The sequence below is a fragment of the Bacteroides faecalis genome (assembly GCF_003865075.1).
In the GTDB taxonomy this organism is placed as follows: domain Bacteria; phylum Bacteroidota; class Bacteroidia; order Bacteroidales; family Bacteroidaceae; genus Bacteroides; species Bacteroides faecalis.
In genome coordinates this window covers 138,595-151,408 of the sequence record NZ_BHWB01000004.1, presented here as the reverse complement: position 1 = coordinate 151,408, position 12,814 = coordinate 138,595, and the positions used below count along the sequence as shown (strand labels likewise).

General features: G+C 38.8%; 11 protein-coding genes and 1 pseudogene. 6 read left to right on the top strand and 6 right to left on the bottom strand.

Annotated elements, in window-relative coordinates; translation table 11 throughout:
* The first annotated feature begins 132 nt into the window (after positions 1-132).
* On the top strand, positions 133-1,014 hold the full coding sequence (locus tag EJF25_RS08605; protein ID WP_125040890.1) for a HEPN domain-containing protein: 882 nt from the start codon (positions 133-135) through the stop codon (positions 1,012-1,014).
* Positions 1,015-1,236: 222 nt separating this feature from the next.
* Here EJF25_RS08605 and galK read toward each other — a convergent pair whose 3' ends face one another.
* The 3 genes from galK to EJF25_RS08590 are packed head-to-tail and all read right to left on the bottom strand — an operon-like array spanning position 1,237 to position 4,899.
* On the bottom strand, positions 1,237-2,391 hold the full coding sequence (gene galK / locus EJF25_RS08600; RefSeq protein WP_025074575.1) for a galactokinase: 1,155 nt from the start codon (positions 2,389-2,391) through the stop codon (positions 1,237-1,239).
* Between the two features lie 38 nt (positions 2,392-2,429).
* Entirely contained in the window at positions 2,430-3,749 is a 1,320-nt protein-coding gene (locus tag EJF25_RS08595; RefSeq protein WP_125040889.1) for an MFS transporter, read from the bottom strand.
* Positions 3,750-3,801: 52 nt separating this feature from the next.
* Positions 3,802-4,899, bottom strand: coding sequence for an aldose epimerase family protein (locus tag EJF25_RS08590; protein ID WP_125040888.1), 1,098 nt, complete (start codon positions 4,897-4,899; stop codon positions 3,802-3,804).
* 282 nt (positions 4,900-5,181) lie between these two features.
* On the opposite strand from EJF25_RS08590, the gene EJF25_RS08585 reads away from it, so the two are divergent.
* Positions 5,182-6,153: a type I phosphomannose isomerase catalytic subunit gene (locus EJF25_RS08585; protein ID WP_125040887.1), complete on the top strand. Its 972-nt coding sequence runs from the start codon at positions 5,182-5,184 to the stop codon at positions 6,151-6,153.
* Between the two features lie 102 nt (positions 6,154-6,255).
* Here the strand turns inward: EJF25_RS08585 and EJF25_RS08580 are convergent, their stop codons facing one another.
* The 3 genes from EJF25_RS08580 to EJF25_RS08570 all read right to left on the bottom strand — a co-directional run bounded on the left by EJF25_RS08580 (position 6,256) and on the right by EJF25_RS08570 (position 8,043).
* Complete coding sequence (locus EJF25_RS08580) at positions 6,256-7,041, bottom strand: DUF4373 domain-containing protein (protein ID WP_125040886.1); 786 nt, start codon at positions 7,039-7,041, stop codon at positions 6,256-6,258.
* 22 nt (positions 7,042-7,063) lie between these two features.
* Positions 7,064-7,408, bottom strand: coding sequence for an SH3 beta-barrel fold-containing protein (locus EJF25_RS08575; RefSeq protein ID WP_125040885.1), 345 nt, complete (start codon positions 7,406-7,408; stop codon positions 7,064-7,066).
* A gap of 206 nt (positions 7,409-7,614) precedes the next feature.
* On the bottom strand, positions 7,615-8,043 hold the full coding sequence (locus EJF25_RS08570; RefSeq protein ID WP_125040884.1) for a DUF4119 family protein: 429 nt from the start codon (positions 8,041-8,043) through the stop codon (positions 7,615-7,617).
* Between the two features lie 124 nt (positions 8,044-8,167).
* Here EJF25_RS08570 and EJF25_RS08565 point away from each other — a divergent pair, with 124 nt between their 5' ends.
* The 4 genes and pseudogenes from EJF25_RS08565 (at position 8,168) to EJF25_RS08550 (ending at position 12,805) form a co-directional block, all read left to right on the top strand.
* On the top strand, positions 8,168-9,121 hold the full coding sequence (locus tag EJF25_RS08565) for a tyrosine-type DNA invertase cluster 3b (protein ID WP_125040883.1): 954 nt from the start codon (positions 8,168-8,170) through the stop codon (positions 9,119-9,121).
* A 299-nt stretch (positions 9,122-9,420) separates the two neighbouring features.
* Positions 9,421-10,002 carry a UpxY family transcription antiterminator gene (locus tag EJF25_RS08560; RefSeq protein WP_125040882.1) on the top strand — a complete coding sequence of 194 codons (582 nt, stop codon included), beginning with the start codon at positions 9,421-9,423 and terminating at the stop codon, positions 10,000-10,002.
* The gene (locus EJF25_RS08555; protein ID WP_235016758.1) at positions 9,971-10,384 is read left to right on the top strand and encodes a UpxZ family transcription anti-terminator antagonist; all 414 of its coding nucleotides are present in this window, start codon (positions 9,971-9,973) and stop codon (positions 10,382-10,384) included. Before EJF25_RS08560 ends, EJF25_RS08555 begins: the two co-directional genes overlap by 32 nt.
* Positions 10,385-10,391: 7 nt before the next feature.
* A pseudogene (locus EJF25_RS08550) lies at positions 10,392-12,805 on the top strand (SLBB domain-containing protein).
* The last annotated feature ends 9 nt before the right edge of the window (positions 12,806-12,814 follow it).

Sequence of the window (12,814 nt, the reverse complement as noted above, 5' to 3'; positions counted from 1 at the left end):
ATATAGCATAAAGTCAAAAAAATAGTTGAATATCAAAATAATAGAATTAGCGATGAAAATAGATGGCATAGTTGTGTTTTTCATTTAAAAGAAGTAATATTGCATAGAAAAGAATGAATACCAATAGATGGAATGAAACGAAGTATCAAACATTTGCCTGACTCGACACAAGAAGAACTCAACTTTTTAGTCGAATCTATAACTCGCCATATACCAAGGTGCGTAATGATTATTTTGTATGGAAGCTATGCTCGTGGAGAATATGTGTTGTGGGACGAGAAGATAGAATTTGGTATACATACCTCCTATCAAAGTGATTTGGATATTCTGGTCGTAACTTATGGGGCCAATGCACGTATTACTGAGTGGCAATTGGAAGAAAAGGTGGTGGAAAGTTATCATAAAGTATTTGCTTTCAGGCGCCATGCCGCACCTCAATTTATTGTGGAAGATATCAATAGTTTCAATAAGGCTCTTGATCAGAAGCGTTATTTTTATACAGATATAGTGAAGGAAGGTATTAAACTCTATGATAATAAGAAGTTTAAACTAACAAAACCTCATGAACTTTCTTATAAAGAGATCAAAGACATTGCTACTGAGGAATTCAATAAATGTTATCCGTTTGCTATTGGATTCATGAAGTATGCTTATATTGCTTTAGAAGATGGGATGAATGAATTAGGAGCTTTCCAGCTTCATCAGGCTTGCGAGAGGTTATATTATTCTATAGAACTTGTTTTTGTGAATTATCGTCCTAAAAGTCATAAACTGAAAGACCTTGAAAGTAAGTGTAAGAAATATTCTCATTCTATAGCTAGTGTGTTTCTTCATCATACAGATTTTGAGAAACACTGTTATGACTTACTGTGTCGTGCTTATATTGAGTCACGATATAATAAGGATTATGTAGTTACAAAAGAAGAACTGACATATATGCTACAAAGAGTGGAGCTTCTGAAGGAGCTTACCTATACTATTTGTTCCGCGCAACTACTTTTTTATGATTCATAAAAAGGTGCTGAGAATAGAAAGTCTACAAAAACTTATCAAACTGTAAAGAAGAAGGATGTACCTGCTATAGCAGCTGATGATTTACGGAAGTATTTGGAGAATGATTCTAAAGAAAAAGCTCCTGAAGAAAAAGTTTCCGAAGATGAAGAAGGTTGTATCATATAAATAGTAGGGGCGGCTTTATTTAAAAACCGCCCCTTAAAACATCTAGATTGATATTTATTATTCCAGTCTACGAGAACCGTCTCCGATTACTACATCATAAACTTTCGGACTTCTGCCGAATTTAGCTTTGAAAGCTTCTTTTGTTTTTTCAATGAAGTTATCGTATAATTCTTCTTTCACCAAGTTGATGGTACAACCTCCGAAGCCACCACCCATAACACGAGAACCTGTTACGCCATATTCTTTAGCACAGTCGTTTAAGAAATCGAGTTCTTCACAGCTTACTTCGTATAACTTACTCATACCGTGGTGAGTTTCATACATCTTCTGACCTACAGTCTCGTAATCATCTTTTTCCAAAGCATCACATACATCAAGTACACGTTGGATTTCTTCGATCACATATTCTGCACGCATATAGTCTTCTTCACTGATTTCAGCTTTTGCTTCCTGCAACATTTCCATTGTACAGTCGCGTAAGAATTCTACATGAGGATGTTTTTTCTGGATAGCAGCAACTGCAGCTTCACAACTTTGGCGACGCTTGTTATATGCAGAAGAAGCTAATTCATGTTTAACAACTGAATCCAGCAAAACGAGGCGATAACCAGTCGGATGGAATGGGAAATATTGATATTCCAAAGAACGGCAATCCAAACGAATCAAGCTACCGGCTTTACCGAATACGGAAGCAAACTGGTCCATGATCCCGCAGTTTACACCACAGTAGTTATGTTCTGTAGCTTGTCCTACTTTTGCCAATTCAAATTTATCAATTTTGTTTTCGCCAAACAATTCGTTCAAAGCAAAGGCATAAGTGCTTTCTAAAGCAGCAGAAGAAGACATACCGGCACCCAGAGGGACATCACCGGCAAAAGCTGTATTAAATCCTTTTACGTTTACACCTCTTTTGATCATTTCACGGCATACACCGAAAATATATCTTGCCCAGCTGGCACGAGGAGCATCTTCTTCGTTCAGACCGAATTCAACATAATCTTTAAGATCAATAGAGTAAGCTCTTACTTTGTCAGTACCATTTGGTTTGATTTCAGCGATCATACCTTTATCTATAGCTCCCGGGAATACAAACCCACCATTGTAATCAGTGTGTTCGCCAATTAAGTTAATACGACCAGGAGAGGCATATACAAATCCTGTGGTTCCGTCAAAATGCTTGATGAAACGACTTCTTACGTGTTCTATATCCATGATAAAATCTTTTTATAAGTTCGTTAATAATCGATTTATTATTCAACAGGAATATTTTTGTTCACATTCTTGCAACCAATCAATGCATAATACAGTATATAGGCCACACCTGCGAAGATTACCCAGAAACTTGCCATATAACTACTTGTAGCATCTGCTACACCACCTTGGATCAATGGAAGGATACCACCACCGCAAACCATTACCATAAAGATACCGGATGCCATTGCAGTATACTTGCCAAGACCTTCTACTGCAAGATTGAAGATACCACCCCACATAATAGAAGTACAAAGTCCGCAAAGGATGAAGAACATAACACCTACGGGTACAACAGCCATCCCAAAACTAATGTCTGATTTGAATACAGGCATATTAACTGTTGCTTCAGTAGGAGCAAACATACCGATGAGCAAGAAAGCTAATGCGAACAGACAAACAGTTGTGATTTGAGCTTTACTGGAGAATTTAGCACCAAGAGCACCACCGCAAAGACGACCAATCATCATCAGGAACCAATATGTACCTACGATAGATCCTGCGATTGCAGTATCAATACCTAATCCTTGAGCACCTTCCGCACTTTGTGAAGTAGTTAGGAACAAGTTTACAAAGTTAGGAATACCTACTTCTACTCCCACATATACAAAAATAGCTATTGTTCCAAGTACGAAGTGACGGAAAGACATCGGACTATAAGCATCTTTCACCTTGTGGTCAGCAGTATGTTCCATATGAGGTTCAGGAATGCTCATTGAAGCTAATACAACGAATACTACAGCGAAAATACCCATAGCGATAAATAAAGCCGGATTAGCGTCACTAATTCTGGTATCCTGACTGATGGTACCGATCAAATAACCTCCTAATACAGGAACGATTGTTGCAGAAATAGAATTTAAAGAACCACCGAATTGAATTAATTGGTTACCTTTCTTACCGCCACCGCCTAATGTATTTAACATCGGGTTTACTACTGCATTTAACATACACATAGAGAAACCGGAAACGAAAGCTCCTGTCAGGTACACCCAGAATGGTCCGAATTCACCTGGTTGGAATGGCATTTGTCCTGAAAGGAATTGGATACCTACACCAACGAAACCTACTGCAACTGCAATTAATGCTGTCTTTTTATAACCAATTCTTTTCAGCATAATACCAGCCGGAAGTCCCATAAATGCATAAGCTATGAAATTGGCTGCATTTCCTAACTGGGTCATCCAGTTGGGAGCATTAAACTGTTCTTTTACAATAAGTCCGAGAGGATTAGTAAATCCTGTAACGAATGAAATCATAGCGAAGAGGGCGAACATCATTGCTATTGGCAATAGATAACTCTTTTTTTCTTGTGTCATGGTTTTAAATAAATATTAGTTTATAAATTTGATTAGTTATTCTTCTATTAAATTATTCTTCTACGTCAAACTTGTATACAGTTATTTGCTGATATTCATCACCTGGTAGTAATGTCGCTGATGGGAAGTGAGTAATGTTTGGAGTATCCGGGAAACATTGTGCCTCAAAGCATATTGCACTTCTGGCAGGGAATGTTGCACCATGTGCACCTTCGAATCCATTTAACCAATTACCCGTATAAAGTTGTACTCCATTTTCTGTTGTGTATACTTCCATGATTCGTCCGCTTTTGGGATCTTTGCAGACAGCAGCCAGATCGAGCGAACCGTTTTCATTCTTGTTCAACACATAACAATGGTCATATCCTGCACCGAAAATAAGCTGTTGGAATTTATCGTTGATGCGTTCGCCTACAGTGTGTGGCGTACGGAAGTCCATCGGCGTACCTTCTACTTTAAGAATTTCTCCCGTTGGGATGGATACTTCGTCGATAGGCGTATAGAAATCAGCATTAATAGTGACAAGGTGATCATTTATAGTAGGAGTAGGATTGGAAATGCCGGCAAGGTTGAAGAATCCGTGACTGGTTAAGTTTACTATTGTTGCTTTATCGGTAGTTGCACGATATTCAATAGTCAATGCATTTACTTCTTCCTCCAATCGATAGGTCATTTCTACTTCCAGATTACCAGGGAACCCTTCTTCACCATCCGCAGAAAGATAATTGAATTGTACGGTACACTCATTAATTTGAGTGGCATCCCATACACGTGCATGAAAGCCTGTAGGTCCGCCGTGCAAAGAGTTAGGTCCGTTGTTGATAGTCAGTTCATGTTCTTCGCCAAATAAGGTGAATTTCCCTTTAGCTATACGATTACCGTAGCGTCCGATAGTAGTACTGAGGAATGGTTCCGGGCTGTTGATGACGTGGTCGATACTGTCGTGTCCTAAAATAACGTTTGCATATTTTCCGTTTTTATCCGGTACCATAATTGAAAGAATGGCGCATCCGTAATTCGTTACGGCTACTTCCATTCCCTTCTTATTTTTAAGGATAAATAAGTCTGTTTTCTTACCGTTTATATCCTTTTGGAAATCTTCGCGGCTGAGCCCAGATAGATTTCCCTCTGTTGGGAATGTGTTATTCATGTTTGGTATTAATTAAAATTTCTTGCAAATAAAGGGAAATTCTTTGTTACTCACAAATTATTCGGTCTAAATCTAAAGTAGCTTTTAGGAAAGTTTAGCGTAATTATCTGTCTCTTCTTTAGTAGACAAGAAAATTTTCATTTGGGTCTCGTTGATAATCTGGATTTTGATTGAATTTAAATTTCATCTTTTATTTAAATTTGAACTATTTTTCGTATGTTTGTCCCCGGATTGTTACAATCCAGACGAATTTAATCTAAGTTTATAACAAGAAAAACTAAAATGTATCCATTAAAATTCGAACCTATTCTGAAGCAGACGCTTTGGGGGGGCGACAAGATTATTCCATTTAAGCATTTGAATTCAGACTTGAAAGGAGTAGGAGAAAGCTGGGAGATTTCCGGCGTAGAAAATAATGAATCTGTTGTGGCCAATGGCCCGGACAAAGGTTTAACTTTAACCGATATGGTGAAAAGGTATCGCGAAGAGCTGGTAGGCGAAGCGAATTATGCCCGTTTCGGTAACAAGTTTCCTTTGTTGATCAAGTTTATTGATGCCAAACAGGATCTATCTATTCAGGTACACCCGTCAGACGATTTGGCAAAGAAACGCCATAACTCAATGGGTAAAACAGAAATGTGGTATGTGGTAGATGCGGATAAGGGAGCTAAATTACGTTCAGGTTTTTCTGAGCAAATTACTCCTAAAGAATATAAAGAACGTGTGTTCAATAACACGATTACTGATGTGTTGCAGGAATATGAAATTCATCCGGGGGATGTGTTTTTCCTTCCGGCAGGACGTGTTCACAGCATCGGTGCCGGTTCGTTTATAGCTGAAATTCAGCAAACTTCTGATATCACATATCGTATTTATGATTTCAATCGTAAGGATGCTAACGGAAAGACTCGTGAACTTCATACTGATCTGGCACGCGAAGCTATCGATTACGATGTACTGGATGACTACCGTACAAAATACGATGCAGTGAAAGACGAACCAGTGGAATTGGTTGCATGTCCTTACTTTACAACATCTGTGTATGATCTGACAGAAGAAATAAATTGTGATTATTCTGAGCTTGATTCTTTTGTGATTTTTATTTGTATGGAAGGATCTTGTAAATTAAGAGATAATGAAGGTAATGAATTGACGGTGAATGCAGGTGAATCTGTTTTGTTTCCTGCTACTACACAAGATGTAACGATTACTCCGGTAGGAGGAAATGTGAAATTGCTGGAAACATACGTATAAGCGAATAGTAAATATACATAATTAAGAGGTTGTGTTCATCTTTGTGAAGTGAATACAACCTCTTTCAATATACTTCTGTTATTTATTAAGTTATTTAGATCGTTAATGTTTGCTTCCCAATATGGAAATGATATACTTTCCAGGTGCTCCTATCTTACTCCAGTTGGTATTGGCGAATATTTTCCAAACTTGCGTTCCCTTCTTTCCGTAGTCTGATAACATTAAGATAGTTTCTCTTTCTTTCTGGACAGTTATTTTATAGCGTTCCATGCTTTCCAATAGCCCCGATAAGTTGTGTGTGGCTTGATTATATGCATATCCCGGAATTTCCACCGAAATGTTGGTTAATTCTTCTTCCTCTATAGGTGTTTTAGTTTTGTTTAGTTTAGTTTGTTCGAAATTGTTTGCATTTTCCGAAATCAATCCAACTTGAACAGAAGAATTGTCAGCATTTTCGTTGTTCATTTCTTCTTTTTGTTTACAATTTTTGGAACTAGCATATGGATTTGATAATAGGTAAGGCAATTTAGAGAAATCACGTTTACGTCGTACAGTAGCTTCTAACCAAACCCTCTGTATCTGTTCTGAAGTTAGGATTCCATACTTTTCGTAGCTTGCTTTATCGAAAAATTCTTTTTCCAATAATATTTGAATAATCTTATCCATTGTCTTTTCTTGTATTTCTCCTCCAATTTTACGGATGAAAATAAGGCTTTGTTCCTGTCCCCAAGAGATATAATATCCTTCTTTATAAATTTTGCATAGTAACCTCATGACGATGTAAGATGCCCGGATCCCATATTGAGCTTCTAACAATTCAATGACTTCTTCTTCAAAGAAAGTAGCGTATATTGGGAAATAGGGGATTCCTTTATGATCAATACTCATAGTTTATTTATTTTATTAAAAGTTAAACAACAGGTTTCCATTCCAGCAAGTTGCCGATCATAAATCTTCTCCATGCTTGTTGTTCTTCACTCCAATAGATTATTGATTCCTGTTTTGCCGTAAGAATAAACTTTCGATGAAAGAATTTTTCATATCCAATAAGGGTGCCTTGCTCCATACAGAATGTCCCGTCTTGTTTATAGAATGCTATCATTGCGTGTCCGTAAAGCATGCGTTCTGTTACTTCTATACTCTTTATGACAATTTTTTCTGCTTCTTTCTCTGAAAATCCTTTTTCAGCTATAATACGTCTTTTCCATACTAACTTAAAAAATCTAATTGTACTTTTGTCTAATTTCTTATTCATAATTCTTTGTTTTGTAAATCTTTACTGATATTAATTATTGGATAACATATCCTTAAAAGATAGTGACACTATTTTATTGATATAGTGTAGCCATTTCTTTATTATAGTGACACTATCGCATCTTGATAGTGTCACTATTTTTAGGGATATCATTTCAGATCTTCAGCCGGTTGAAAACGGCGACAAAAGTATGATTCCCCATTCATTTACGCAATTATTTTTTTACGTTTCCTGTTTTTGTACTTTTGGGTGTTCATTCTACTCTCTTCTTTTTGTTCTTTCAATAACTTTTGCTCAGATTTGCTTAGGGTAGAAAGTTCTGTTAGTATACTGCTGTATTCCATTAGTTTAAATCCATTGTGTTTTGAATAATACAATTTCTTTTCACGATAGATGTATAGAGCTAAATCACTCAAAGTTTTGAGATGATGATAATAGAGATGTTTTTCGAAGAACTTTTTTAAATGCAGATTCAAATATTCAACTTTATTTCCTATAATTCCTCCTCTATTTTCCAGTTCTTCTTCACTGATGATTTCATCGTTGTAATGTCTCTGAATACGCTTTTTACTCATTTTTTCAATCATTTTCGTTTGTCTTTTTGCCCCTTTGGGAGACGAGTTTTTACTTACCATAATTTGCTAATTTTTAACAATGTTAATTAATTTTAAAATAATTCTATTTGGTGAATGCTTGTCAAACATAAAAAAGTACTCTTCTTTGTTTCCGCCAAATATTGTATATATAAAATAATTAGTGATGCAAATGAAGACCAGAAATGGATTTAGTCGATGTGCTCAACAGTACATCGATCGATTGCAGGAAGAAGGACGTTTTTCGACTGCGCATGTCTATAAGCATGCTCTGTATTCTTTCTGTAAGTTTTGTGATACATCTTGGATATCTTTTAGTCAGATAACCCGGGAACGGTTGCGTTGTTATGGGCAATATCTTTATGAATGCGGGTTGAAGCCTAATACGATTTCTACCTACATGAGGATGCTACGTAGTATTTATAATCGGGGAGTAGAGTCGGGAAGTGCTCCCTATGTTCCCCGCTTGTTTCATGATGTTTATACAGGAGTTGATGTTCGACAGAAAAAGGCTTTACCTGTCTCTGAGTTACATAAATTGCTTTATAAAGATCCGGGTTCAGAACGTTTACGTCGTACCCAGACTATAGCTGCCTTGATGTTTCAGTTTTGTGGAATGTCTTTTGCAGACTTTGCCCATCTTGAGAAAACGGCATTGGAGCAAAATATTCTGCATTATAACCGTATCAAGACTAAAACTCCTATGTGTGTAGAAGTATTGGATACAGCCAAGAATATGATTGACCGGCTTCGTAATCGTATGCCTCCCTGCCCAGGGTGTCCGGATTATCTTTTTGAAATACTTCGCGGTGACAAAAGACGGAAAGATCAAAGAGCTTATCGTGAGTATCAGTCGGCTCTTCGGAATTTTAATAATTGCTTGAAAAGCTTGGCTCGTACATTACAGTTGCGTTCTCCTGTTACTTCCTATACACTTCGTCATTCTTGGGCTACTACAGCAAAATATCGAGGAGTCCCGATTGAAATGATAAGTGAGTCATTGGGGCATACCTCTATCAAAACCACTCAGATTTATCTTAAAGGTTTTGAACTTCAAGAACGTACAGAAGTTAATAGGAAGAATTTATTTTACGTGAAAAATTATTTTGTGACTAAGTGAATTTGTGTAAATTGTTGATTTATAGTAATGAATTATGTGCGTTACTTCTTAGGTAACGGATGTGAATTCAGCGCAAAGATAGACAAAATTATATATAGACAGCAAATAAAAATCTCTTTTTCTTCTCAATATATGGCAAATAAATATCTGAACATGAAATGGTCCAATCTTCATGTTCAGAAGTTATATGTCTTGTTTTCAAAAGAATACCCTCGATCACTAAAGATTAATACTCTTTTATAGCTACCCCATATTCATCCGTTACCTAAGAAGTAACGGATGAATATGGGGTAAAAAATATGATTTCATTAGAAAAAAAATCAGTAATTGCTGGGCCTATTTATGGGACAGGGGAAGGCGTAGCACACCCAAAACGTTGGTACGTTGCAATGGTTCGTATGCACCACGAGAAGAAAGTCGCCGAGCGTTTGGGCAAAATGGGGATTGACAGTTTTATTCCTGTTCAGCAGGAAATCCATCAATGGAGTGACCGTCGTAAAAAAGTAGAAGCTGTTCTTCTTCCTATGATGGTCTTTGTTCATGCCACTCCCAAAGAACGCATGGAAGTCTTGACCCTCTCAACAGTCAGCCGCTATATGGTGATGCGCGGTGAAAGTACTCCTACGGTCATTCCAGATGACCAGATGGCCCGTTTCCGTTTTATGCTTGATTATTCAGAAAAAGCCGTTCACATGAACAGCACTCCTTTGGCTCGCGGTGAAGAAGTTCGTGTGATCAAAGGTCCTTTGGCCGGTCTTGTTGGTGAGCTGGTGACTATGGATGGCAAAAGTAAAATTGCCGTTCGCCTGGATATGCTGGGTTGCGCCTGTGTCGATATGCCTATCGGTTATGTGGAATCAGTCAAAGCCCCTGCCGTTTAAAAAGATGGATGCTGTCGTTTTACAGGAGAAAATAGATCACCTGTTACGTTCTGTGCGGCGGTTACTTCCTGTTGGGAGTGACGTGTGTTACTTATATTCCGATGATGTTTCTCAACTACACCAAAGCATTCATAATCAGCTTAATGAATTATATCCCTTGCGGGGTGAGACAATGGAGCAGGATGCTTCTCTATGTTTAGCTTTATTGTTGGGATACAGTGTTTCTATGTATGCCAATCCGGAAGAAGAGTCGAAGAAATATAATACTCTTGTTCGTTCCCGGCATATCCTCCAAACGCTTTCCACTTCTTCTTTAAAAGAACAACTATTGACCGTCTACCATGAATTGACCGAATCGTTTGAACCAATTGAAAATTTCTAAATAATAAATGAAAATACAAAATTTATTTCGCCTATTTCTATTTTCTTTACTGCTGTGTAGTAGCCCTTCTCTGATGGCTCAGACTATGAGCGACGAGCAAGTCCTTGAATATGTCAAAGAGGGTATCAAACAAGGCAAGGAACAGAAACAAATGGCCGCAGAATTAGCCCGTAAAGGTGTAACCAAGGAACAAGCCATTCGAGTAAAAGAATTATACGAGAAACAGAATAATGTAAACACCTCCAATGCTACCGGTACAGATATAAATGAATCTCGCCTTCGCGAAGAGATGAAGGAAAACACTTCCGACATGTTGGAAGACCATCCCAGTACTCAAGATTTATCCCGCGAAGATCAAGTATTCGGACGCAATATCTTTAATACTAGAAATCTGACATTTGAACCAAGTTCCAATCTTGCTACTCCGCCTAACTATCGCTTGGGCCCCGGCGATGAAGTCATTATTGATATCTGGGGCGCCAGCCAGAATACCATCCGTCAAGCTATCTCTCCTGACGGAACGATTAATATCCAGAAGATCGGTCCTGTCTATCTGAGTGGTCTGACCGTTTCTGAAGCCAATGATTATCTGAAGAAATCGTTGAATAAAATCTATAACGGCCTTAATAACGCTACCGATCCGAGTTCCGATATTCGCCTGACCCTGGGCAATATCCGTACCATCCAGATAAATATCATGGGAGAAGTCGTTCAACCCGGTACCTACGCCCTTTCCGCTTTCTCCACAGTCTTCCACGCCCTCTATCGTGCAGGCGGTGTGAGTGATATCGGTAGTCTGCGCAACGTCCAACTAGTGCGCAATGGCAAGAAACTTACCACCATCGACGTCTACGAATTCATCATGAAAGGCAACGCCCAAGATGACATCCGTCTTCAGGAAGGCGATGTTGTCATCGTTCCTGCCTATGACGTTCTGGTAAAGCTAAGCGGTAAAGTAAAACGCCCGATGCGTTTTGAAATGAAGCCAGACGAACCCCTTTCCACCTTAATCAAATACGCCGGTGGCTTTGATGCCGACGCCTATACCCGTTCTTTGCGTGTTGTACGCCAGAATGGTGAGGAATACGAAGTAAATACAGTCAAAGATATCGATTATAGCATCTATAAGATGCGTAACGGTGATGTAGTAACCGCCGAAGCCATCCTGAACCGCTTCACCAACAAGCTTGAAGTTCGCGGTGCAGTTTATCGTCCCGGTATCTACCAGCTGAGCGGTACCCTGAATACCATTCGTGAACTGGTGAATGAAGCCCAAGGTCTGACCGGTGATGCTTTCCTGAACCGTTCAGTTTTATACCGTCAGCATGATGATTTAACCACCGAAGTATTACCCATCGATATCAAGTCCATCATGGACGGCACTTCTCCTAATATCGCCTTGCAAAAGAACGATATCCTATATATCCCCAGCATTCATGATTTGTCCGACCGAGGAAATATCACCGTTCATGGTGAAGTCGCCAACCCCGATTCCTATCCTTATGCCGATAACATGACCTTAGAGGACCTGATCATTCAAGCAGGTGGTTTACGCGAGGCCGCTTCAACCGTTCGCGTTGATGTAACCAGACGCATCAAGAATCCCCGTAGTACGGCCGATAACGACACCATTGGCCAAATGTTCTCTTTTTCCTTGAAAGACGGTTTTGTCATCGACGGTCAGCCCGGTTTTGTTCTTCAGCCCTATGATGAAGTCTATGTCCGTCGCAGTCCGGGTTACCAGGCACAACAAAACGTAGGTATAGAAGGTGAGATATTGTTTGGTGGTACTTATGCCTTGACTAGCCGCGAAGAACGTCTCTCTGATTTGGTGAATAAGGCCGGCGGTGCTACAAATTACGCTTACTTACGTGGTGCCAAACTGACTCGAGTAGCTAATGCCGATGAAAAAAAACGTATGGGAGATGTAATTCGTCTGATGCGTCGCCAGTTAGGAGAGGAGATGATGGATTCTCTGGGAATAGATGTTGATAGTACTTTTACCGTAGGTATTGATTTGGAGAAAGCCCTTCGTAATCCTCAAAGCAGTTCCAATATTGTTTTACGAGAAGGCGATGTCATTTCCATTCCGAAGAATACCAATACAGTCACTATTAATGGTGCTGTGATGGTTCCTAATACCGTTTCTTATTTGGAAGGAAAAATATTGATTATTATTTGAATCAAGCTGGCGGCTATTCGGATAATGCTAAGAAAAGTAAGAAGTTCATTGTCTACATGAACGGAGAGGTGACCCGGGTAAAGGGTAATGCTAAGAAACAGATCGAGCCCGGCTGTGAGATCATAGTTCCGAGTAAATCGAAGAAACGTACTAATGTAGGAGAAATACTGGGTTATGCCACTTCGTTCAGTTCTCTGGGTATGATGATTGCTTCGATTGCTAACCTGATAAAGAAATAACAGATATCT